This window comes from Fructilactobacillus florum 8D (assembly GCF_000512295.1).
Classification (GTDB): Bacteria; Bacillota; Bacilli; order Lactobacillales; family Lactobacillaceae; genus Fructilactobacillus; species Fructilactobacillus florum.
This window is the reverse complement of sequence record NZ_ALXG01000013.1, coordinates 60,444-82,489: the sequence shown is the minus strand read 5'-3', so window position 1 is coordinate 82,489 and position 22,046 is coordinate 60,444. Positions and strand designations below refer to the sequence as shown.

Annotated in this window: 23 protein-coding genes and 1 riboswitch; of the genes, 6 read left to right on the top strand and 17 right to left on the bottom strand. The window is 43.2% G+C overall.

All coding sequences use genetic code 11. From position 1 onward, the window contains the following. Positions 1-2: 2 nt before the first annotated feature. The 5 genes from phnC to B808_RS01485 all read right to left on the bottom strand — a co-directional run bounded on the left by phnC (position 3) and on the right by B808_RS01485 (position 5,585). Positions 3-767 (bottom strand): phosphonate ABC transporter ATP-binding protein, encoded by a 765-nt coding sequence (phnC, locus tag B808_RS01505; protein WP_035421480.1) that lies wholly within the window; start codon positions 765-767, stop codon positions 3-5. Positions 768-772: 5 nt separating this feature from the next. Continuing rightward, positions 773-1,714, bottom strand: coding sequence for a phosphate/phosphite/phosphonate ABC transporter substrate-binding protein (gene phnD, locus B808_RS01500; RefSeq protein ID WP_081716719.1), 942 nt, complete (start codon positions 1,712-1,714; stop codon positions 773-775). Positions 1,715-1,918: 204 nt separating this feature from the next. Beyond that, positions 1,919-3,208 carry a serine--tRNA ligase gene (serS, locus tag B808_RS01495; RefSeq protein ID WP_035421478.1) on the bottom strand — a complete coding sequence of 430 codons (1,290 nt, stop codon included), beginning with the start codon at positions 3,206-3,208 and terminating at the stop codon, positions 1,919-1,921. A 253-nt stretch (positions 3,209-3,461) separates the two neighbouring features. After that, complete coding sequence (locus B808_RS01490) at positions 3,462-4,106, bottom strand: deoxynucleoside kinase (RefSeq protein WP_035421476.1); 645 nt, start codon at positions 4,104-4,106, stop codon at positions 3,462-3,464. A gap of 15 nt (positions 4,107-4,121) precedes the next feature. Further along, on the bottom strand, positions 4,122-5,585 hold the full coding sequence (locus tag B808_RS01485; protein WP_009166848.1) for an amino acid permease: 1,464 nt from the start codon (positions 5,583-5,585) through the stop codon (positions 4,122-4,124). A gap of 79 nt (positions 5,586-5,664) precedes the next feature. Then, positions 5,665-5,834, bottom strand: a riboswitch (Lysine riboswitch). A gap of 109 nt (positions 5,835-5,943) precedes the next feature. Between B808_RS01485 and B808_RS01480 the strand changes: the two genes are divergently transcribed. Then, entirely contained in the window at positions 5,944-6,498 is a 555-nt protein-coding gene (locus tag B808_RS01480; RefSeq protein ID WP_009166849.1) for a cysteine hydrolase family protein, read from the top strand. Positions 6,499-6,570: 72 nt separating this feature from the next. Here the strand turns inward: B808_RS01480 and B808_RS01475 are convergent, their stop codons facing one another. Further along, positions 6,571-7,986, bottom strand: coding sequence for an APC family permease (locus B808_RS01475; RefSeq protein WP_009166850.1), 1,416 nt, complete (start codon positions 7,984-7,986; stop codon positions 6,571-6,573). 134 nt (positions 7,987-8,120) lie between these two features. Between B808_RS01475 and B808_RS01470 the strand changes: the two genes are divergently transcribed. Together B808_RS01470 and B808_RS01465 are read left to right on the top strand one after the other, a co-directional pair. Beyond that, the gene (locus tag B808_RS01470) at positions 8,121-8,996 is read left to right on the top strand and encodes a LysR family transcriptional regulator (RefSeq protein WP_009166851.1); all 876 of its coding nucleotides are present in this window, start codon (positions 8,121-8,123) and stop codon (positions 8,994-8,996) included. 50 nt (positions 8,997-9,046) lie between these two features. Next, a complete protein-coding gene (locus tag B808_RS01465; RefSeq protein ID WP_051393780.1) occupies positions 9,047-9,814 on the top strand; it encodes an ion channel in 768 nt (255 codons plus the stop codon). A 25-nt stretch (positions 9,815-9,839) separates the two neighbouring features. Here B808_RS01465 and B808_RS01460 read toward each other — a convergent pair whose 3' ends face one another. Continuing rightward, positions 9,840-10,505 (bottom strand): phosphatase PAP2 family protein, encoded by a 666-nt coding sequence (locus tag B808_RS01460; protein WP_009166853.1) that lies wholly within the window; start codon positions 10,503-10,505, stop codon positions 9,840-9,842. 144 nt (positions 10,506-10,649) lie between these two features. On the opposite strand from B808_RS01460, the gene B808_RS01455 reads away from it, so the two are divergent. Both B808_RS01455 and B808_RS01450 read left to right on the top strand, forming a co-directional pair. Further along, on the top strand, positions 10,650-11,495 hold the full coding sequence (locus B808_RS01455; protein WP_009166854.1) for a sulfite exporter TauE/SafE family protein: 846 nt from the start codon (positions 10,650-10,652) through the stop codon (positions 11,493-11,495). Position 11,496: 1 nt separating this feature from the next. After that, positions 11,497-11,880, top strand: coding sequence for a DUF1634 domain-containing protein (locus B808_RS01450; protein WP_009166855.1), 384 nt, complete (start codon positions 11,497-11,499; stop codon positions 11,878-11,880). Here B808_RS01450 and B808_RS01445 read toward each other — a convergent pair. Together B808_RS01445 and B808_RS01440 are read right to left on the bottom strand one after the other, a co-directional pair. Beyond that, positions 11,865-12,338 carry a threonine/serine exporter family protein gene (locus B808_RS01445; RefSeq protein ID WP_009166856.1) on the bottom strand — a complete coding sequence of 158 codons (474 nt, stop codon included), beginning with the start codon at positions 12,336-12,338 and terminating at the stop codon, positions 11,865-11,867. The genes B808_RS01450 and B808_RS01445 overlap by 16 nt on opposite strands. A gap of 14 nt (positions 12,339-12,352) precedes the next feature. Next, a complete protein-coding gene (locus tag B808_RS01440; protein WP_009166857.1) occupies positions 12,353-13,123 on the bottom strand; it encodes a threonine/serine exporter family protein in 771 nt (256 codons plus the stop codon). Positions 13,124-13,277: 154 nt separating this feature from the next. Between B808_RS01440 and B808_RS01435 the strand changes: the two genes are divergently transcribed. After that, positions 13,278-13,625 (top strand): hypothetical protein, encoded by a 348-nt coding sequence (locus B808_RS01435; RefSeq protein WP_009166858.1) that lies wholly within the window; start codon positions 13,278-13,280, stop codon positions 13,623-13,625. Positions 13,626-13,854: 229 nt separating this feature from the next. Here the strand turns inward: B808_RS01435 and B808_RS01430 are convergent, their stop codons facing one another. The 8 genes from B808_RS01430 to B808_RS01395 form a co-directional block, all read right to left on the bottom strand. Continuing rightward, on the bottom strand, positions 13,855-15,066 hold the full coding sequence (locus B808_RS01430; protein WP_035421474.1) for an MFS transporter: 1,212 nt from the start codon (positions 15,064-15,066) through the stop codon (positions 13,855-13,857). A gap of 323 nt (positions 15,067-15,389) precedes the next feature. Then, positions 15,390-16,283 carry a cation diffusion facilitator family transporter gene (locus B808_RS01425; RefSeq protein ID WP_009166861.1) on the bottom strand — a complete coding sequence of 298 codons (894 nt, stop codon included), beginning with the start codon at positions 16,281-16,283 and terminating at the stop codon, positions 15,390-15,392. Positions 16,284-16,306: 23 nt separating this feature from the next. Then, the gene (locus tag B808_RS01420; protein WP_009166862.1) at positions 16,307-16,750 is read right to left on the bottom strand and encodes a nucleoside 2-deoxyribosyltransferase; all 444 of its coding nucleotides are present in this window, start codon (positions 16,748-16,750) and stop codon (positions 16,307-16,309) included. Further along, the gene (locus B808_RS01415) at positions 16,750-17,169 is read right to left on the bottom strand and encodes a hypothetical protein (protein ID WP_009166863.1); all 420 of its coding nucleotides are present in this window, start codon (positions 17,167-17,169) and stop codon (positions 16,750-16,752) included. The genes B808_RS01420 and B808_RS01415 overlap by 1 nt, the downstream gene beginning before the upstream one ends. A gap of 22 nt (positions 17,170-17,191) precedes the next feature. Next, positions 17,192-18,067, bottom strand: a complete 876-nt coding sequence (locus B808_RS01410; protein ID WP_009166864.1) for an RluA family pseudouridine synthase — start codon at positions 18,065-18,067, stop codon at positions 17,192-17,194. Between the two features lie 67 nt (positions 18,068-18,134). After that, complete coding sequence (locus B808_RS01405) at positions 18,135-19,349, bottom strand: MFS transporter (RefSeq protein ID WP_225349209.1); 1,215 nt, start codon at positions 19,347-19,349, stop codon at positions 18,135-18,137. 120 nt (positions 19,350-19,469) lie between these two features. Then, positions 19,470-21,548, bottom strand: coding sequence for a heavy metal translocating P-type ATPase (locus B808_RS01400; protein WP_035421472.1), 2,079 nt, complete (start codon positions 21,546-21,548; stop codon positions 19,470-19,472). A 24-nt stretch (positions 21,549-21,572) separates the two neighbouring features. Further along, positions 21,573-21,995 carry a CopY/TcrY family copper transport repressor gene (locus B808_RS01395; RefSeq protein WP_009166867.1) on the bottom strand — a complete coding sequence of 141 codons (423 nt, stop codon included), beginning with the start codon at positions 21,993-21,995 and terminating at the stop codon, positions 21,573-21,575. Positions 21,996-22,046: the final 51 nt, after the last annotated feature.

Sequence of the window (22,046 nt, the reverse complement as noted above, 5' to 3'; positions counted from 1 at the left end):
AACTACTCCTTTCCGTGTTCATAAATTTCTTGTAATTCTGCTTGGTTACTCTGGTCAGCAGCCCGATCGTAGACTATTCGTCCATCCCGCAGACCAATAATTCGGTCTGCATATTTGAGTGCCAACTCAACGGAATGTAGGTTAACTAAAACCGTGATTTTTTCATATTTTTTCAAGTTGTATAAATCGCGCATAACGCCAGTGCTAGTCTTTGGATCTAGGGAGGCCACCGGTTCATCTGCTAAGACCAGGGTCGGATCCTGCATCAAGGTTCGGGCAATCGCAACCCGCTGTTTCTGCCCACCAGAAAGTTGATCCGCCCGCTGGTATAATTTTTGGACAAGGTTAACTTTTTTTAACTGTTCGACAGCCAAGGCTTGGTCCTGCGTACTATACCATCCCAGTAACGTTTTCCAAGTCGGATAATAGCCTGTTCGACCAGCTAACACATTTTTTTGCACCGTTGCCCGCTCAACTAGATTAAAGCCTTGAAAAATCATCCCGATTTGACGCCGCATGTGCCGTAGCTTTCGCCCACGAACCTTGGTAACATCTTGCCCATTAACAAGTACGGATCCATTAGTGATTTCAATCATCCGATTAACCGAATTTAGGAGCGTACTCTTCCCAGCTCCAGACAAACCAACCACGGCGACAAACTGTCCTTTAGGTACGGAAAAATTAATGTCATCCAACCCCAAAACACCATTTCGATAACGTTTGCTTACATGTTGAAACTCCAATACCGTCTCTGCTGTCACCAAAATTCCTCCTATTTACTAAGCTGATTAACAATTTTCAAATTCTTGCGAACGGGGTCAAAATTGCTATCCTTCGCTGCCACATAACCTTGATGCCCATAAATTTGATAGATTAAATCGTGCCCTTTTTTAGTTTTAGCAATGTTTTCAAATGCCGTCGTAATCTTACGATTCCAAGCTGGATCCATATCATTTCGTACTGAAATCGTATCGTTTGGAATCGGTTTGGTCATATATAACACCGTAGTATCGGTCATTACCTTAGGATCATCCTTTGCGGCAATCTTACGAGCTCCCTGAAAGACAAACGCGGCATCAGCATTCCCGTTATAAACTGCTAGGACTCCCTGATCAGAACCTTTGACGGTAAAAGTCTTAATCCCATCTTGATTAATGTTGATCCCCTTCTGTGATAATTCGGCCGCTGGGAATACGTAGCCGGCAGTTGACGTGGTATCTTGCGTGGCAATCTTCTTCCCTTTTAAATCAGATAATTTTTTTACTTTTCCGCCTTTTTTAACCACAATCTCACCATAGTAATGATCACTGGGCGTCTCAGTTAGATTCTCATCATTTCCAGCAGCATATTTATAACGAGTTGCTTGCAATAACGCCTTAATGCCATAGTTTTTGTGTCCTAGAACATAACTAGTGGGAGTAAGAAACGCGATGTCGGCTGTTTTAGAACCAAGCGCCTCTACCATTGCATTTCCACTAGTCGCCACCGTCACCTTGACCGGCACGTGCAACTGTTTTTCTAACATCTTTTGCATCGGCTTAGCCTGTGCTTCCATCTTGCCCGCATTTGAAGATGGATTAAATTCAACCGTCAACTTTTTGGGCTTATAGTTAGCCGTTGTTGACTGATTGGACTTGCCACAGGCTGCCATTCCAACTGCTAAACAAACCAGCGCGCTTCCCAATAAACCTACTTTCCACCACTTCTTCTGCATCATTGAACTCCCTCCAACTCCTAGTGTTTGTAATGATGCTAGTTTAGCAGAATAAACCAACAATAACAATGTTTTTTGATTAATTATTCGTAATTATCTAATATTTTTGTCTTAAATATCCTTTACTTAAATAATGTTCGTGTTTTACTCAAAAACCGGGATTAAAAAAACAGCCGTTGCCAACGACTGTTAACCAATGATTATTTAAAATTGTGGTTGCGGAGTAAGCTTTTTAATCCCGTGCATATAGGGTTGCAAAGCCTGTGGAATCGAAACGCTACCATCCTCATTTTGAAAATTCTCCAAAATTGCAGCCACAGTTCGTCCAACTGCCAAGCCAGAACCATTTAGGGTATGCACATACTGCAAATTCCCAGCTTCATCTCGATATTGAATGTGAGCTCGTCGGGCTTGAAAATCAGTTGTATTTGAACAACTAGAAATTTCTCGATAGCAATTTTGCGATGGCATCCACACCTCGATATCGTGGGTCATTGCTGCCGTAAAACTCATGTCACTGCTGGTTAACGTAATGACATGATATGGGATTTCTAATTTTTGTAACGATGCTTCCGCCTGTTGGGTGATTTCCGCAAGTGCTTCCCATGAATCTTCTGGTTTTGTAAACTGCACCATTTCGACCTTGTTAAATTGGTGGAGCCGAATCAGTCCCTTCGTGTCCCGACCGGCACTACCAGCTTCCGAGCGAAAAGCAGGGCTAAGCGCCGTGAATTTCACGGGTAACTTCTCTGACGGAATGACCTCATCTCGATAGAAATTCACCAGGGGAACCTCAGCCGTTGGAATCATGGTTAGATCGCTGTCCTTGATTTCAAAACCGGCCTTTGTTTCTTTGAACTTAGGAAACTGCCCTGTCCCATACATCGAAGCAGAATTGACCATGTAAGGTGGGAGCACTTCCGTATACCCTGCGGCCTGATTTTGATCTAGATAAAAATTATAAACGGCTCGTTCTAACAAGGCGCCTGCTCCCAAATAGTAAACAAACCGACTCCCAGAAACTTTGGCACTCCGTTTAAAATCTAGAATGTGGAGCTGCTCTCCAATTTCATCATGAGAACGAGGGGAAAACGAGAATTGGGGGAGCTCCCCAGATTTCCGCAATTCCACGGCGCCCTCTTCCGTCAGACTAACGGGAACCTGATCACTAGGAATGTTGGGTAAATGTGCTTCGAGGTCTAATTGTTGCTGAGTAAGCTGTTCTAGCTGTTCATCCAACTGTTTAATCTGATGGCCAGTCGCACGCATTTGTGCGATGGCATCATCGGCTGCTTCATGGCGTCGTTTCTTTTGTGAAATCTGATCAGAGACGTCATTTCGTTGCGCTTTAAGCTGTTCCGTTTTGACAATTAGCTCTCGACGCTGTTGATCTAACTGCAACAATTCATCAATAGTAGTCGCCTGAATCCCTCTAGTTTCCATTTTTTGCTTGAACCAGGTTGGGTTTTGGCGAATAAGCTTACGATCTAACATAGTTTCCTCCTGAAAATTTGGCTAAACAAAAAGACTTTCGTCATCACTGGGACGAAAGTCTTTCCGCGGTACCACCCAAAGTTCCTGCTAACGCAGACCCTTAATTTATAATTGTAACGGCATCACCGGGCAGGATTAACTGCCAGCATCTACATACCGGAATTTTCGGACGATGACTTGCACCAACCGCCATCTCTCTGTTGTCCTACTTAAAAGTATGCTGCATTAATTAATGATTAATATAGCATAGATTCTAATCAAGTGCCATAATTTGTTTGATTTTAGCATCAAGCGTTGCCAAGACGACCTCTTGATCAGCTGGATTGTTAACAAAATCAAACTGATCGCCATCAATTTGAATTTTAGGGGACAGCTTATAGTTAGCATACCAACTGGCGTACCGCTGGTTTAACTCTTGATAGTATTCATACAAACTGGCATCATTGTCCAGTTGTTCAAACACCCGACCGCGCCGCTGAATGTGTTCTAGCATGGTCTGAAAGGAGACCCGCACGTAAATTAACAAATCTGGAATTTTTTGAAAATCATTTTCCCCAACTTGATCCAACATATTTGCCAACAGTTCATCATAGGTTTCCACTTCAGTTGCGGTAGCCCGCCCGAGATCAGCATTGAGATGAAAAAGAAGTGAGTCCTCAAAGATTGATCGATCCATAACACTCAACGGGTCAGCGGTCGCTGCTCGCAAACTAGCTAACCGTTTATTCAAAAAATAAATTTGTAACAAAAAGGCATATTTACGTGGATTTTCATAAAACAACGGCAGAATTTCATTATCATCAACAGACTCGTAAAAAGCAGGAGCCTGCAGATGCTGCGCCAGGATCGTAGTTAACGAAGTTTTCCCTGCTCCGATTGGTCCAGCTAAAACCAGCATCGTCACACCTTCTTTTTATTGTTTTTGGTTGTCATCAGTTAACTGTGCCGGTGAGACATCAATGTCATCAAGGGGAATTAGTTTTGTATGGTGAATCCATTTATAACTAAGATATAAGATCAGTACCAGCGGAACGCTAATGTAGGTTACTCCAATTTGAAACCAGTTGCCGTGGGCAAAGGCCCCCACGTCCTGGCCAAAGATTACCACAATACAAAGAATCAAACACATAATGGGCCCAAATGGGAACCACTGGGCGTGATATTTTAGTTCTGACAAAGTATGTCCTTGTTTAACAAAAGCACGGCGAAACCGGTAGTGAGATAAGGCAATCCCGAACCACGCAATAAAGCCGGTTAAGCCTGAGGCTGCCACTAACCACAGATAAAGTTTTGGCCCAAAAAAACTGGTTAAAAAGGTTAATAAAGAGACTACGGTAGTCGCCAGCAGTGCCAACACTGGGATCCCACGTCGACTGACCCGACCAAACCGTTTCGGTGCATAGCCTTCATCTGCCATTGAATATAGCATCCGCGTGGAAGCATACATCCCCGAATTGGCTGAAGAAATCACCGACGTCAAAATAACGGCATTCATCACACTTGCAGCCGCAGCTAGTCCCGCCCGTTTAAAAACAATCGTAAAGGGACTGATAGACACATCGCTAGCCGTTGAGCCTAACAGATCGGGACTAGTGTACGGAATAATGGCTGCAATCACAAAAATGGCTAAGAAGTAAAATAAAATAATCCGCCAAAAAACCTCATGAATTGCCTTTGGCACACTGTGACGAGGATCATCAGCTTCCCCGGCCGTAATCCCGACTAGTTCGGTTCCTTGAAAGGAAAAGCCGGCAACCACAAAGACACTAATAATGCCGGGAACGCCACCAACAAAGGGAGCCTGGCGATAGGTGAAATTAGTTAGCCCCGTCGCATGTCCGCCCATAATTCCAAAAATCGTTAAAAATCCAACTCCCAAAAAGATAAAAATCGTCACCACTTTAATCAGAGACATCCAAAATTCAGTTTCGCCAAAAGCCGAGACTGCCAGCACATTGATTCCAAAAATTAGGATCAATGCCAACCCACTCCAAATCCACGTGGGAAAATGTGGGAACCAGAACTGCATGACTAAGGCAACGGTCGAAATGTCAACGGCAACTGTAATCGCCCAGTTAAACCAATAATTCCACCCCATGGCAAACCCCACGGCTGGATCAACATACTTGGTTCCATAAGTAGCAAACGAACCTGAAACGGGGAGATTCGTTGCCATTTCACCAAGGCTGGTCATTAAGAAATAAACCATGATCCCCATCAGGATGTAAGCCACTAGCGCTCCGCCTGGCCCCGCGGTGTGAATCGCCGAACCACTGGCCACAAACAACCCCGTCCCAATACAGCCTCCTAAGGCAATCATTGATACGTGTCGAGACTTCAAACCTCGTTTAACGTGTTCTGGTGCCGTCTTTACCATGTAAAAATCCTCCAAAAATAATTGCAAACAAAAAGACGTCGTCGCAAACTGCGGTAACGCCCCTTTGTCTGGTAAATCGATCCCACAAAGCGCCCCGCATTTACATGCGACAGTGTTTGACTTGTTCAATCAAACCCCAATCAAGCCAGTGCTAATAGCTTGATTTCGGCGATGGCCCCTTTTAATTGGTTTCTACGACTGAGCAGCCTCCCCCAATTTACTAATGAACAACGCACCTCTTTATTTAAGATAATTAAACTTATTCTAGTATAGATTTTTAAAATTCGGATTGCAAGACGGAATTAATTTTTGAGCCGTTTCAGGTTATTATATAATGGAAAGCAGAAAGGAGTTTCCAATGAACAATCATGCTCTCTTAGTTATTGACTATACGAACGATTTCGTGGCCGACCAAGGTGCTCTATCCCTAAAAAAACCAGCCCAAGCCTGTGAAAATCGAATTCTCGAACTGGCCGAAAAGTTTCGTAAAAACCAGCAGTTTGTGATTTTACCAACTGATGTGCATCAACCCGATGATCCTTATCATCCAGAATCAAAACTTTTTCCAACCCACAACGTCCGAAATACGTGGGGAAGATGCTTATATGGCGGTCTACAGACCTGGTATGAAAAGTACCAGCAACCAGGTAAAATTTGGCAAATTGATAAGACCCGCTACAGCGCCTTCACCGGTACTGATTTAGATCTACGCCTGCGGGAACGCCAGGTTAGCACTGTTCATTTAGTTGGGGTAGCCACCGATATTTGTCTGTTGCATACAGCCATCAGCGCCTACAACCTCAATTATCAGATCATTCTGCATACCGGTGGTAGTGCTGGTTTTACCGGTCAAAACGAACAATTCGTCTTTGACCATCTCAAAAGTAGCCTTGGAGCTAAAGTTATCGAATAAGCCAGCAACTAGCAATTAAAATTAAAACAGCGCCTACTGGCAATTGCCAAGGTCGCTGTTTTTTTTGTTAAATTATGAAGCAGCACTTCGTTGCTGGAGCTTGGAATGATGGACTCCATACCCAAAATAGACCACCACTCCAATTACCAGCCAGATCGAGACTGAAAGCTTGGTTTCAGTCGGCAACATAATAATAAAGTAAATACTGGCTAGCCCTGCCAGCACAGGGAGGACTGGATACCAAGGCATTTTAAACCCATCATTTTTAATGTCAGCCCGCTGTCGCAATGGAAGGATTCCAAAAGAAATGCAAGCAAATGCCAGCAAAGTTCCAGCATTAATCAGTGATGCCAGCTGAGCAAGTGGCACTAGCCCTGCAAATACGGCCTGGATAATTAGTGCAAAAATAACGGCATTCGTTGGAACATGATGTTTGTCAGAAACCTTTCCCATTACCTGTGGTAGCAAGCCATCTCGTCCCAAGGCATAAACCAAGCGTGAACCTCCAAAGAACATCGTCAACATTGCCGTGAAAATCCCAAACAACGCCCCAATTGTAATCAGTTTGTTCCAGCCATCCAAATGAACCACGTGCAAGGCATAGGCCGCTGGATCATCCACATTCAATTGTGAATAATGCACCATGCCCACTAGTACTAACGAAAACGTGACGTACAGTACTACTGCAATCAAAACGGTGCCGAGAATCCCACGGACCACGTTTTTCTTCGGATTAATGGTTTCAGCAGAGTTAGCTGCTAGCGCATCAAAGCCAATAAAAGCAAAGAAAACGGTTGCCGCCGCGGTCGAAATGCCCCCCATTCCAAACGGTGCCCCATGAAATTGTTTTGGATAAAAAGGAACATAGTTACTGGTCTTAATATAAAAAATTCCGATCCCGATAAAAATCAAAATAATTGCAATTTTAACAAGCACCGCCACATTTTCGACCCGTTTTGACAATTCTGCCCCTAGCAAAACTATCACTGCAATCACACCAACAATGATGACCGCGGTTAGATTTATTACCCCGCCTTCTAAAGGTCCAGCCTGTAATGCCACCGGAATTTTAATTCCAAATGGCGCTAGCAAATTTTGGTTGAAATAAGCAGCAAAACCCGTGGCTTCCGCAGAAACTGCCAAAAAGTACTCAAGTACTAGCGCCCAACCAAGGAGCCACCCAACGATTTCACCATAAACCACTGTCCCAAAAGAATACGCCGAACCGGCAATCGGCATTGCTGATGAAAACTCCGCATAAGCCATCCCAACAACCCCTGACAACAAAGCTGCCAGTAAAAATGCAATTGCCACGGCTGGCCCAGCATGTTGTGCTGCTTCATGTCCTGGCAAAATAAAGATTCCAGTTCCAATCACTGCACCAATTCCTAGTGCGACCAAATCCCAGGCCGTCAAAGTTCGCTTTAGTTTTGCATCAGCCGCTAGATAATGCGCAACTGATTCTTTTTTAAAAATGTTTGTGGACATACTATTTTCTCCCCATTAGTTAAAATTATTTTAGGTCTTGCAGTTAAACTAGTTTAGCAATAAATTTAATATACAAGGAGCTTTTGAATAAGTAAAATTAATCTTTTTAATTTAAGTATTAGGAGAACTTATCTATGAACCGGTTATTAGCACTACAAAAAATTATTGAGACCGGTAGCTTTACCCAGGCAGCTGCTGCCTTAGGCTACACCCAGTCCTCCATTAGTCAAGCAATCGTCAGTCTCGAACAAGAATTTCAGGTACAACTGTTGAATCGCTCCCGTAGTGGAGTATCTTTAACCCCCGCAGGCGCAAAACTTTATCCTGCGTTTCAACGCTTATTACAGACCTATAACGATACCCAAGTCTTAGCTAATCGGATTAATGGGTTAGAAACTGGTACGGTGCGAATTGGAGCAACTAATAGTTTGTCGCGGTACTGGCTTCCAGATCTCATCAAAGGCTTTGAAACAGAACATCCCCACGTCCATTTCACGCTGTATCAAGGTGACTTTGATGAGATCAGAACCGATATTCGAACCGGAAAAGTGGACTATGGCTTTTTAAAACCAAGTTATACCAGCGGACTTACCACTAAGTTCCTTAAAAACGAACAATACGTTGCAATCGTTGAGCGAGCGCACCCGCTAGCAACCAAGCAGACCATTACACTTTCAGAATTAAAAGCCGGCTCCCAAAACATCATCCTTATTCCCGAAGGATCCCATCAAGAAGTTTTAGCAGCCTTTGCTGGCGCCGGCGTTGATCCAGAAATTAAAGATCAAATCCAAGACGATTACACCGTGATGGCGATGGTGGCAGCAGGGCTAGGCGTTAGCGTGATTTCAAAATTAATGGTAGATTCTGACGCCTTTCCCATCCAACCAATTGCACTAGATCCGCCAATTATCCATCCAATTGAACTAGCATACCGCCCTCATGCAACGCTTTCATTAGCAAGCCAACACTTTTTACAGTACATGCTAGCCCAGCGTCAACAACTCCGGTGAGCAAGTCAGCTGCTAACTTTGCTTATTTTACTTTCAAGGTGGTTAAATCTATGGACAAAAGTCGGTTACTACGAATCAAAAATGGTTATAACATTTTTATTGTACTGTGTGCCCTCGTCTCAGTACTCATGGTGCTCTTGGATTTTGCAGGAGTGTTAAAACTCAACCACCAACCCTATCAACGGATTGATCTCACCATCTGGGTTATCTTTGTCATTGATTATTTTGGAGGGTTCTTCTTAGCTCGGTCCAAAGTAACCTACTTGCGATCACATTTCTTTGACCTATTGGCAATTATCCCTGTCAATTCCATTTTTTCGTTTTTCAAACTATTTCGTTTCACCCGCTTATTACAGCTAACCAAACTAGCTAAGGTATCACGTTTATTCCGACTGGTCGGGATTTTTGGAAAACTGCGCAGTCGAGCAGCTCAATTCTTAAAACAAACCGGTTTCATCTATCTACTATTACTCTGTGGTTTGATTTTTATTATCTCTGCTGGCGTCTATTCCCTTTCAGAAAATGTTTCATTTGCAAAAGCTCTCTGGTGGGCCGTTGTAACCTCCTCAACCGTTGGCTACGGTGACATAAGCCCCCACTCAACGGTTGGCCGCGTCGTCGCTGTTTTATTAATGCTGGTAGGGATTGGCTTCGTAGGGATGCTCACCAGTGCGTTTATTGCCATCTTCAATCCGCCTACTAACTTGCACAATAATATCCCAGCAGAAATTCGGGCTTATCAGCAGCTTGCAGCGGATGGCATCATTACCCAAGCAGAATTTGAAAACAAAAAACAGGAACTGCTTCGTTTGAAGTAGTTCCTGTTTAGATTAAATTTAAAAGTTAATAACTCGAATTTTGAAAAATATGCCAGTGACTCAACTGCGGTGCTAACCAGCGGTAAAGATACTCTGAAATTTGTAGCCATGCGTATCCAAGGGCAAAGGCTCCAATCACGTCCGTCGGAAAATGAGCATTCAAGTAAACCCGCGATAGCATTACCAACACCAGCCAGATTCCCAACAGCGAACGAAGTAGCCAGCGATTAGTCTCGCGCTTCAACCGTGGGATCACTAAAATCCATAAAACACTAACCACCATCAAAGTTCCAATGACATGTCCGCTAGGAAAGCTATAACCAGTATCCTGCTTAAGATGCAACATCGGACGCGGACGAGCAACTATTGTTTTGACCACAAAGGCCAGGGCATTAGCTCCGACCAATAACGCTAACGAAAAAATCGCTGGGATCTTATAGCGCGATCCCCACAAAAAGAATGCAATTAGCAACATCCAAATCACATCTAACTTCGGACTAGCCATAAAGCTAACCAAGGTGTACAACGTATCAGCAGATCCGAACTTTAACTTTTGGACAACCATAATCAGTAAGGTGTCAAAAAAGTTTAAAAACCCCGTCTGCATCTGCACCCCAATCAAAACCACCCCAAAAATAATAGCGGCAATCACTAACTTATAGGGGCGACTTGGATCTTGTTTTATAATCATTTTTCTTACCTCCGCAAACATCTGAATAAAGTATACCATACCAAACTAATTGTTACCGACCATTCACTAAAAAGCAGGCGATTTTAAACTACCTAAAAAAAGCGTACAATAACAACCATGACTACCATAAGGAGTGAAAATTTTATGTACCTAAGCTTATTGATAATGCTAATCGTCGGTGTCTTAGTCGGGATTTTCGGTGCCGTCCTCGGAATTGGGGGTGGCATGATTATTACCCCCATCCTAACCCTTGGCTTTGGTCTTGACATTAAGTATGCCATCGGGGCCAGTATCGTAGCTGTCATTGCCACCAGTTCGGGAGCAACCATTGCTTACTTAAAAGATAACGTCCTCAACCTCCGCGTTGCTATGTTTCTAGAATTAGCTACCTCCCTAGGAGCAATTATTGGCGCGCTCCTAACCGGAATTATCAATCCATTGTTTCTCTACCTACTATTTGGTTTGCTACTGTTTTTTTCCGGATTCAATATGGTGCGCAAGTTGTGGGGACACAGTCGAGAAACCGGAGCAGCTCATGATGATCGCTTGGCTACCGCACTAAAATTAGATGGATCTTACTACGACAAACAACTTCAAAAACAAATTGACTATCACGTTACCAATGTACCTGGTGGTTTGAGCGTGATGTTTGGTGCTGGGATTGCCAGTGGGTTGCTTGGAATTGGTTCGGGGGCTTTCAAAGTGATTGCCATGGACACCTTCATGCAAATGCCATTAAAACCATCCAGTTCCACTAGTAATTTGATGATGGGTGTTACTGCAGCTGCCAGTGCCACCATTTACTTTCTAAATGGTTCAATTCTCCCGCAAATCGCCGTCCCAATGGCACTTGGAATTATTGTTGGTGCCGCAGTTGGTTCTCGTATCATGCAGCACCTTTCAGCTAAATCAATTCGGATCATTTTCATTCCGATTTTACTATATCTCGGACTACAGATGATTCTAAAAGGATTTGGGGTGACAATTTAAAATGAAAACAACCAAAAAACCAATTGCAACCGAAACCAATCAATTGGAAAAGACCATTGGTCGCATCATGCGCTGGGGAGTAACACTAGCCATCATCATCATGGTGATCGGTTTACTGGCGTTTCTCCTGCACGGTGGCCTTGGTTATCCAAACAATTACTATGTGCACAGTTTTAAGGAACTTTTTTCAGGTTTAGCCGAACAGAAACCATATTCAATTATGATGCTAGGTATTTTTATCTTAATCTTGACTCCGGTTCTTCGCGTAGTTGCCTCGATCTACTCATTTTACCGCGAACATGACTGGCTCTACGTCGTTATTACTGCGCTTGTCTTGCTCATCCTAATCGCTAGTTTCATCCTCGGAATTTACTTTCGTCGATAATTAGTCGCTCGCCAAGTCGAAAACAAGCGGTGCACTACGTCTCCCGCTTGAATAAATAGTTCTGCCAACAAAAATCCCATTGCCAGGGCTCCTGCAATCATGACCACCTGCATCACATACGAAAATGCTACATGGGGCTGGCGAAGCGCTATGTACTTCATAACTTGATAAGCCTGCCCGCCCGGGACAAGGGGCACTAATGCCGGAATGTTAAATACAATCACCGGCATTTTTTTATACCGTGCTGCTAGCATACCCACAATTCCAATTGTAAACGCCCCCACCAAGTTTTCAGCTACGTAATTGTCACTAATCAGCGCCTGATAACCCAGATAACTAACATAACCGGCCGTTCCGACCAAGCCACTGAGATTTAGTGCCCGTGGCGAAACATTGATCAGGACAGCAAACCCGACAGTGGCAATATAAACTTCAATTAAAACCAGTATAAAATACATTCATTTGCTCCTAACTACCCCAACCAAATCAAAGCCAGTGAAACACCAAATCCCAGAGCACAGGCACAAATCAATGCTTCAATGCCCCGTGCTGGTCCACTAATCAGATTCCCATAGATCAGATCCCGAACCGCATTAGTAATCTGAACTCCAGGGACTAGTGGCATCACGGCCCCAATGATAATATTGTCGGCACTATGACCCAGTCCAAGGCGCACTGCCATAATTGCAACCATTCCAATCACCGTTGCTGCCACAAATTCACTAATGAAGCTAGCGGTAACTCGTTTTCGCACCCCCTGATAAATCAACCAGCCAAGCATCCCTACGACCGAGGTCAACCAAAAATCACCATAATCGTGGGTAAAGATAACTGAAATCATCCCAGAAAGCAATGCTGCCGCCAAGAGCCGTTGCCAAAATTGATAATAACGACCAAAGTACGGAATTTTTTGTAGCATCCGATAAAAACGATGTAAAGTAATTTGATGAGCAGCAAATTTGCGCGACAGCCGGTTAACAACTTCAATGCGACGCAAATCAAAGTCTCGCTGATCAATCTCAGCAATCTTAGCAACGGTGTCGTCATCATCAATTGAAATCATAATTCCCGTAATTGTCACATAAGCTCGCAAATTGGGAACGCCTGCATTGGCTGCAATTCTTTTGATCGTGTCGGAAACTCGATTAAGTTCCGACCCGTTTTCAATCAAAATTTTCCCAGCTAGCAGGCAGGTTTGAACCAATAAATTCTTTTCTTTAATTGAGAGAGTCGGTTCGTTCATTACATCAGCTCCTTTAATTGGGCAAAAACATCATTACCGTTATTTTACTATCGTCAGGGACGTTTTAACAGGCAGCGCAGAAACCAATTTACTAACATTCGCAAAATCGCTATAATTAAGAAGATAGTGCTGCTGTTTAATTAGGAGGATCTCAATGAGCGATAATTCAACTTTTTCAAACTTGGAAACTACCGCCAAGGCAAAGGCAATTAAATCATTTCTACCTTTTTACATTCAAAAGCTGCGAAGTGATGAATTGGATGTTATGACAACCTTTGACAAACGGCAAGTCATGGCTAATATTAACCGCGTCATTTTTGATGCCAGTACTCAAGCAACTAACAACTTATACGACTTTGTCGCCGACTACTGTCACGAAAACCTCTTAATGCTCATGCAGGAATTACCACAAGCATACTTTGAAAATGGTAATCCAACAACTGATTGGGATGCTTGGTACACCGAACAAACGGATCAACTAGATCCAAATGCCACACTGTAATCGGTAAAAAGACCTGCGGTGATCCAAATCGATTCGCCGTTTCATAGATGTTTCAAACAAAAAGGCCACTCCATATCAACGAGTAACAGATTGATATGGAGTGGCCTTTTCTTCAATTTTAAACTATTCATTTCTTTCGAACACCTTGCCAAGCGTCTGTTTCCTTGTGAACGGGATTATGCATGCATCCAGCAAGCGTGCCAACAGTGTGATTATCATTAATCAGCGCTTATTTAGCTACCAATGATTTGCCAATTCGATGGTCAAAATTCATAATAATCGGAATGATAATCATGGGAAGTGCAATCAGCAAAATCAATCCATTACTTGGTCTAGCAAAAAAGCCACTGATTACAGAAGCAATTGGTGCTAGACTACCAAAAATAGCAAAGACAATCCCCATTACTAACCCTAACATTTTTCCTGGAACTTGTTGTTGAATGGCAGTGACAAAAATCATATTGGCAAAAAAGCTGAAGATGCCGTAACCTAACCAAGCGATTATGAGAAAGCCAAAGCGCATGGTTTGATTGGACATCAACTGAAAGCTAACCGGTAACAATCCCAGCCCGAGTGCTTGCAACAATAAAAATTTAGGATAATTTTTAGCCATCTTCATCAATTTATTCGCATGTTTACTAAGATACAAGCCCCCCAGTAAGGCTGAGACACCAATGATTAAATCTTGCACCGAATAAGCAATCGGATACTGTGGCAGTTGCTGACTTAGATACAGTGGCATGAGATACCAATACAACCAAAAGCTTAAATTGACAATGGCTGCGTAAGGTAAAATACGCTTAATAATTGGAATTTGTAGCGTTATTTTAAGATCCTTCCAAAGTGAGCGCTTACTTGTACCAACAACGGGAGCAGTAGCTGCTTCTACTGGTTTTTTGATGAACAAAACCAAGAGTGCTGATCCAATTAGTAACCCCAAGACCACTGCATACGCATCAACAACATCAAACAACATGATCAACACTCCCCCTAACGCTGCCCCGGCAATTGTAGCTACTTGCGTTGCGATACTTATCAACGAGTTATTGTGGATCAGCTCGCTTTCATCGGTGGCGTAATCAGGAGCGATTGATTCAATTGCGGGTCCATAAAACGATCCTAGTATACTTAATAGCAGATTAAGTGCGATGAGCAGCAATACCAATTGATGTGTTACATAGTAACTAATAAAAAAGAGGGCAAATAATAAACATCTGAGCATGCTCGCATACTTAATAATCGTTATCTTAGCAACTTTATCGGCAAAACGCCCTCCCAGCGGTGTTAATAAGATATTAATGATGGATAACGAGCCAAAGACCGCGACCATCTTCTGGTCATGTAAAACGGCTCCCAAATACCAAATCGTGTAGACCGAAAATGCCATTGAAGCAGTGGCTGCAACGAAATCATTAATTGCTAATTTCCAAATAGTTTTCATATCAACGAATTACCTCAATACCTAAGTCTTTTATCTTTATTTTCTTTTGAAATCATTTTAGGAAAATAAAATGGAATATCTTCATTCAAAACTAGCAGTTGTAACGGTTTATAAAAATTATTAAAGTTCATAATATTATGCTTTTATGCCCTTGTAAAGACATTTTTATTCGTTTTTTACTGTTTATGTAATAAAAAAAAGCTACATAGTACGTCTCTATGGTTGCTAACGATGGCTTCGTCAGAAAATGCTAACATCTAACTTATTGATTCAGTAATTAAAAAAGACGAACTCGGAAAGTTTATCCAAGTTCGTCTGTACTACTAAACATCCTGATCTGTATCGGAAAAGAGCGCTTCGTCCGCCCCCCGAGTCGTTTCAGGTTGAATCGTTACGTGTTTAATTTGATATTTCGACTTTAATAGTTGATTAATCTGATCGTAGATTGGTTGCACTGAGCTTAGCGGCATGTCACGCAGATTGACGTGGGCTGAAAAGACGATGCTGTTTTCATCGACCATTAAAGCATGTACATGGTGCACACTGTAGACGCCGTCAATTAACAACAGATCATGCTTAATGGCCGGATAGTCCAAGCGGGGAGCCGCCTCCATCAAGATCGAAATGGTGCGCCGAATTACCGGCCAGCATTCCCATAAGATGTAGAACGAAACCACCAGCGTAATCAATGGATCGATGATGGTCCAGTGATACAGTTGAATCAAAAGCGCTCCGACAATAATCCCCAGCGATGATAATGTATCACTCAAAAGGTGCAGATAGGTCGCCTTCATGTTTAAATTATGCTGTGAGCCTCGATGTAATAAGAGCGTTGATCCTAAGTTTGCGATGGTACTGATGACCGCCACGACAAACATTAATCCTCCGTGAACTCTTTCTGGGTGCTGAATCCGGCTAAGGGCTTCCACCATTAAAAATACCGAGATCAATACCAAAAAGATCGAATTAAACAGTGCCGATAAAATTTCTGCCCGCTTAAACCCGTAAGTATTAGTGTGCGTTTGTTTTCGACGACTCAATAAATGAGCGGCGTAGCTAAAAATGATTGAGAGCGAATCACCTAGATTATGAACCGCATCTGAAAGCAACGAGAGACTACCAGAAAGTAGTCCTCCGACAAATTCCAAAATGGTAATTAATGAATTCAATACCGTAACTTCGAGAAATCGGAGTCCGGACAGCGAATCCTCCTTCATAGTTAAAGTCCCCTTTTTCAGGTTTAAATTCTTGGACCTTCATACTCACTGCGGGGCAATTTCTCAAAATCATACTCGGCTACTGCTGCGGGATCTTTCAAATATGCCTGTAAGCTTTCAGAAATCATCAAATTAACCGTGGCCGTTTTTTCTTGAAAAACAATCACCGGCTTTTTCATCTGAACAGCCGCCCCAATTTCATAAGCAGTGCCGCTATCAACTTGATCATCCACAAAGTCAACAATCGCTAACACTGCATCGGCAGCCATTAAATGTTCCATATCGACGCGGTAAATCGCCTGCGCCCACGGCTTAGTAAATTCTTGATAATCACCTTGCAATTTATATTTACGAGGCGAGAAATAACTGGTTACTGTCGGATTTTGTGCAAGAGCTTGTTCGATTTTTTCAATCCGAGTGACCTGTTCTGCATCAAAAAAGGGACTAGCTAAGTAGATTTTGGCCATTATTCTGGTTCTCCTTTGTCATCTGCTACAAGGCGCCAATCGCCTTCATTTGCTTTTGAAATTAGATTAAAAAAATGTAGTAATTGTGCTGCTCGTTGCCGATCGTGTTGAAACAGGCGGTTTAATCCTTCTCCGGTATTCAGTGGCCGATCGAGAGCGAACTGTCCATCAGTTGTGCTGGTTCCTTGGGCAAGAGCCATCACAGTTGCTTGTGTTGCAATCTTGGTGACAACCAAAAACAGCGTAAAATCATCATTGGCTTGCATATAAACTGGCATGGCCCACACATCCGAAGCAATCTCAACCAACTCATATTCGTTAAATTTATAATCTTTATGATTTTTGGAAGTGACCGGTGTTTTTAGCGTGAACATCATCTTAGCAAATGCCGGTTGCCCTAACTCTAATTTGTCCTCCATCTCATTCCCCCGTCTCCAGTTTCTATTGATAGTTTAGCATATCATCTGGGAGCGGAGCCGTAAATTTTCGCAACTGCTGACAAAAAGGATCAAACCATTCTATACGCAAGGCATGCAGTGCTTGCCGATCCATCCCTGCATGCATTGGACCTCCATATAATTGATCACCCAGCAACGGATGCCCCAGTGCTGCAAAGTGGGCCCGAATCTGATGGGTTCGACCAGTCTGCAGCTGTACTCGGACGACCGTGGCCGTGGCTGTTTGTTGCTCAACCCAATATTCAGTTTGAGCCGGTTGCCCAGTTGTAAGCACTGCTCTAGCAATTTCACCCGGGCGACGACCCAGCGGTAGCGTAATAACGTCATGCTGGTTAGTCAACCGACCACTGACTATCGCTAGATATTCTTTATGAAAAGTCCGGTCAGCAAGCTGTTGCGTAGCATAGTTGTTTGCCAACCGATCCTTAGCAATCAGCATGATCCCACTGGTAAACCGATCCAACCTGGTTACCAAATGCGGACGAAGGTTCTCACTTCCCGCCTGCTCTAACCGACCTTTAACTCGATTAACTACAGTATCCGTCCGATTACTTGGTCCGGGAACGGAAGTTAAGCCCGCCGGCTTATTAATGACCAGCCAGTGTGCGTCCTCATAGATGACCTCCAAGGGATGCAAACTACTGGCTAACTGGGGATCTGGGCGTTCCGGTGGAAACACTACCGTAATTTGATCACCTGGGGCGACTTGAGCAGCCGGCGTAATCGGTTGCTCATTACGATAAAAAGCTTGTGGCTGTTGTTTTACTTCTGAGTAGAGCCGCTGGCTTACCCCTTTAAGCAACAAAAACTGCTTTACTCCCAAGGTCGTATCAGTTCGATTCATCCAGCTAATTTTCATGGGTATCGCCTCCTCATTGAATTTATTCATAAAAAAAACAGCTCCCAATGACAGAAGCTGTCATTCATCAATCACGAAAAATCCGATGACCAATAAATCGCAGATCGTAAATCCCGATTCCCCCAATTAATAACAAACCGATGCCAGAGATTAAGAAAGATAGTCCTGGAGAGTTCGTATTAAATAGATTGTTGACACTTCCTAGCGCCACAGGAGCTAGGAAAATCCCACAGTTACTTCCGATTAATAAAATTGATGTAACAACATTTAAATTTTGGGGTTCTGAAATCTCAGTCGCAATATTTAAGATATAAGAGACCACAATTGTGTCAAGCATCGTCACCAAAAACATCCCGAAGGCTGCTGTAAAAAACGAGTGGGCAAAAGAAACAATTATCTGACTCACTCCGCTTGCAATAATCGCAAGTGGTAACAAATATTTCCGCAAATACTGCAAGGCTCGCCCAAAAATAATTCCGCCCATTAATCCAAAAAAGGGAGCAATACTAATAATCATGGCCGCCTGTTGCACCGAGCCAATCTTACTATCCTCAATGAACTCCGCCAGTCGGACAGTCGCTCCCACGTAAGTAATCTGGTAAACCGCTAATAAAATTGTCCAAAAAAGTACATCAGGATTTAAACGCCGCCGACGCTCCTTTTTAACCGCTGTTGGAGTCGATGTTGGGGTGGTTGGTTCTGGAACGTAGAGATAAAAAAGAATTGCGACGGGAAAAGCCAGCCCATACACTAGAAAAGAGCTGTGCCACCCGTAATCAACTAGCAATGCTCCCGCAATATAAGCACATACGGCATCCCCAAACATTTCAAAACCACTTCGAATCCCCATCAAAATGTTTTTTTCATCGCCAGCAAAAAAAGTTCCAATCAGACTAACTGCCAGTCCATTAATTAGCCCCAACCCGACCCCAAAACCAAACCGGGAGAGCAACATCAAATAGTAATTCGTGACTATTAGTGGCAAAATTCCAAATAAGCCACTGATAATTAGACCTAAAATCACTGTCTTTTTGGGGGAAAGCTGTTTGGCAATCCAACCACTCAGTAACAAAAAGATAATAACTGCCAGCGAAGGCATCGTGGCAATTAGTTCGATTGCAGCATATGAATGACCTGGAAAGGCCCGCTGCCACTCTGGAACGGCAGCAGAAACTGAGAGGGAACTAGCTAATACCAGTGAAACCGATAACAAAGAAAATCTCATCATTAACGGATATTTAGATTTGTTTTTCACCTTGGATCGTAGTCTAAAATTAGCCATCGTCGTCACCTCACAAATTGAATGTCTTCATGGTAACGCATGTCAGTACTTCCTGCAATTACCGCACCACATCCCATGAGCGAAATAAAAAAGCGTTCGCAACTGCGAATGCTTTTTATCTTAATCAATTTTATTAAGCCGGAGCAAGAAGGCATTGATAGAAACTACCACCGTCGATAGTGACATGATAATGGCTCCAATTGCTGGTGACAAAACAATTCCAATTGGGGCTAGCACGCCAGCAGCGAGTGGCATCGCAATAATATTGTAGCCTGCTCCCCACCACAGATTTTGCACCATCTTTCGATTGGTAGCCGTTGCTAGATTAAGAAAGTTTACAATATCATCTGGATTACTGTGCACCAAGACTACATCGGCAGAATCGATGGCCACTTCTGTTCCGGCTCCAATGGCGACTCCGATATCAGCACGCGTTAAGCTTGGCGCATCGTTAATTCCGTCACCCACCATCATCACGTGGTGCCCCTGTTGCTGATAACTCTTGACGATTTGTTCTTTATCATCAGGTAGCAATTGTGACTGATAGGCAATCCCACCAAGTTGTTTTGCCACCCGTTGCGCAGTTAATTCATTATCACCCGTAAGCATCACTGGTGTAATGTGCATTGTTTGTAGCGTTTTGATTAGTTGAGTGGCTTCTGGCCGTAAGACATCACCCTGGGCGACTAAGCCTAAAACTTGATGATTTTTAATTAAATAACTAATCGAATTTCCAGCTGCGGCCAGCTGCTTAAATTGATCCCGCTGATAAGCGATTTGGTGCTGATCTAAATACTTAGCATTCACAATCTGATAAGTTTCATTTCCAATCTCACCTTGCAGTCCAACCCCTTGGATCGTTTGGACGTGATTGGCTGGTTGATAGCTCAATTCCTGATTTTGGACTTCTCGCAAAATTCCAGTTGCCAAAGGATGGCTGGAATTAGCTTCCAAAGATGCAAACTTTTTTAGCAACTCCGTTTGCTTCAGCTTTTGATTAGCAACAACTTGGTTGACCTGAAAAACTCCTTGAGTCAAGGTTCCCGTTTTATCCATAAAGACGTAATCAAGCTGGCGCACGGCCTCTAGTGACTCGCGATTTCTGATTAGCAAACCATTTTGAGCAGCGATCGAGGTACTCCGTGCTACGACAAGCGGAATCGCCAACCCCAAAGCATGAGGACAAGCAATTACTAACACCGTTACCATTCGTTCCAAGCCATAACTAAATCCCGCAATCAGTGTCCAAACCACCAATGCTAGAATACCAATCACTAAAGCAGCATAGAACAACCAACGTGCCACCAGTGCGGCCATGGTTTCTGCCTTTGACTTCTCTTGTTGCGCTTGTTGAACCAATTTAATTACCTGGGCTAGATAGCCATTCTCACCAGTAGCGGTAACTTTCACTCGGAGGGTTCCGTCGCCATTAATTGACCCGCCAATTACTTGATCGGTGGTCTTTTTCTCGACGGCTTTTGCTTCTCCAGTGACCAAGGATTCGTTGACCGAACTTTCCCCAGCAATCACGACCCCATCGGTTGGAATTTTAGCTCCAGCTTGGACTAAGACAATTTGACCGTCTTTCAGATCACTAAGTTTGATCGTTTGCACCTGCCCAGCAGAGTCAACGACCTGGGCTTCGTCTGGGAGCAAGGCTGCCATTTTTTGTAATGCATTCCCGGCGTTCATCACCGAATTCATTTCAATCCAATGTCCTAACAGCATGATGACAATCAAGCTGGCCAATTCCCAAAAGAAATTCATATAGTGTCCCTGAGGATTCACAAACTGCTGCATAACAAATGAATATAGACTATATAAATATGCCACGCTAATTCCCATCGTAATCAGGGTCATCATCGCCGGTTCATGCGCACGAAGTTCTCCTTTAGCACCCGCAAAAAACGGTTGCCCACCGTAGAAGAACAACAGCGTCGCAAAAATCAGAACCACCCATTCTGAGCCCGGAAAACTAGTTTGAAACGGCAATACTATTCCCATAAATGGTGATAATAGCAGAATTGGTAATGAAAGCAGCAAAGAAATCCAAAACCGTCGTTTTAAATTTCCCATGTGCATCATGTGTCCACCCATCATCATGCTACCATCCATCGATCCATGATCCATCTGCATCTTGCTGTGATCCATGTCCATCTGACCCATACTAGGTTGATTTTGATTATTTTGCATATCCATTGTTTTCACTCCATTCTAGTTAAATTAATCACAAGTTCCATCTGGTAAACAATTGCAATCGACTTGTTTCGGTGCCGTCATGGCTCTGACATGTGCCAATTTTTCAATCTTTTGTAAATCAGAGCGACTCAACTTTTCCTGTTCGATTAATTCAATCAAAGTTTGTCCTTGTTTCATAGCACAAAAATGACTAAACATCGTCACAGCAGTTTGATTCATCGCCGTTTGCTCATTCACCACTGCCTGATAGGTAAACTGCCGTCCCTGCTTGGTTGTTGTTAAAAATTCTTTATCGCAAAGACGTTTTAATAATGTTTTAATGGTCGAATCCTTCCAGTCAGATTCGTTTTGTAACGTGTCAATCACTTCCCGGGTTGTACAAGATCCTAGCGTCCACACAATCCGTAACACGCTCCATTCTGCTCCAGAAACTGTTTTTTCGGTCATTTATCCGCCCCATTTTTCGTCTACAATCGTAATCAACAATACTTAGTATAG

Excerpts from the sequence above, each read along its gene's own strand:
- phnD (WP_081716719.1), bottom strand. The coding sequence starts at position 1,714 with ATGCAGAAGAAGTGGTGGAAAGTAGGTTTATTGGGAAGCGCGCTGGTT.
- serS (WP_035421478.1), bottom strand. The coding sequence starts at position 3,208 with ATGTTAGATCGTAAGCTTATTCGCCAAAACCCAACCTGGTTCAAGCAA.
- B808_RS01490 (WP_035421476.1), bottom strand. The coding sequence starts at position 4,106 with ATGCTGGTTTTAGCTGGACCAATCGGAGCAGGGAAAACTTCGTTAACT.
- B808_RS01485 (WP_009166848.1), bottom strand. The coding sequence starts at position 5,585 with ATGGTAAAGACGGCACCAGAACACGTTAAACGAGGTTTGAAGTCTCGA.
- B808_RS01480 (WP_009166849.1), top strand. The coding sequence starts at position 5,944 with ATGAACAATCATGCTCTCTTAGTTATTGACTATACGAACGATTTCGTG.
- B808_RS01475 (WP_009166850.1), bottom strand. The coding sequence starts at position 7,986 with ATGTCCACAAACATTTTTAAAAAAGAATCAGTTGCGCATTATCTAGCG.
- B808_RS01470 (WP_009166851.1), top strand. The coding sequence starts at position 8,121 with ATGAACCGGTTATTAGCACTACAAAAAATTATTGAGACCGGTAGCTTT.
- B808_RS01465 (WP_051393780.1), top strand. The coding sequence starts at position 9,047 with ATGGACAAAAGTCGGTTACTACGAATCAAAAATGGTTATAACATTTTT.
- B808_RS01460 (WP_009166853.1), bottom strand. The coding sequence starts at position 10,505 with ATGATTATAAAACAAGATCCAAGTCGCCCCTATAAGTTAGTGATTGCC.
- B808_RS01455 (WP_009166854.1), top strand. The coding sequence starts at position 10,650 with ATGTACCTAAGCTTATTGATAATGCTAATCGTCGGTGTCTTAGTCGGG.
- B808_RS01450 (WP_009166855.1), top strand. The coding sequence starts at position 11,497 with ATGAAAACAACCAAAAAACCAATTGCAACCGAAACCAATCAATTGGAA.
- B808_RS01445 (WP_009166856.1), bottom strand. The coding sequence starts at position 12,338 with ATGTATTTTATACTGGTTTTAATTGAAGTTTATATTGCCACTGTCGGG.
- B808_RS01440 (WP_009166857.1), bottom strand. The coding sequence starts at position 13,123 with ATGAACGAACCGACTCTCTCAATTAAAGAAAAGAATTTATTGGTTCAA.
- B808_RS01435 (WP_009166858.1), top strand. The coding sequence starts at position 13,278 with ATGAGCGATAATTCAACTTTTTCAAACTTGGAAACTACCGCCAAGGCA.
- B808_RS01430 (WP_035421474.1), bottom strand. The coding sequence starts at position 15,066 with ATGAAAACTATTTGGAAATTAGCAATTAATGATTTCGTTGCAGCCACT.
- B808_RS01425 (WP_009166861.1), bottom strand. The coding sequence starts at position 16,283 with ATGAAGGAGGATTCGCTGTCCGGACTCCGATTTCTCGAAGTTACGGTA.
- B808_RS01420 (WP_009166862.1), bottom strand. The coding sequence starts at position 16,750 with ATGGCCAAAATCTACTTAGCTAGTCCCTTTTTTGATGCAGAACAGGTC.
- B808_RS01415 (WP_009166863.1), bottom strand. The coding sequence starts at position 17,169 with ATGGAGGACAAATTAGAGTTAGGGCAACCGGCATTTGCTAAGATGATG.
- B808_RS01410 (WP_009166864.1), bottom strand. The coding sequence starts at position 18,067 with ATGAAAATTAGCTGGATGAATCGAACTGATACGACCTTGGGAGTAAAG.
- B808_RS01405 (WP_225349209.1), bottom strand. The coding sequence starts at position 19,349 with ATGGCTAATTTTAGACTACGATCCAAGGTGAAAAACAAATCTAAATAT.
- B808_RS01400 (WP_035421472.1), bottom strand. The coding sequence starts at position 21,548 with ATGGATATGCAAAATAATCAAAATCAACCTAGTATGGGTCAGATGGAC.
- B808_RS01395 (WP_009166867.1), bottom strand. The coding sequence starts at position 21,995 with ATGACCGAAAAAACAGTTTCTGGAGCAGAATGGAGCGTGTTACGGATT.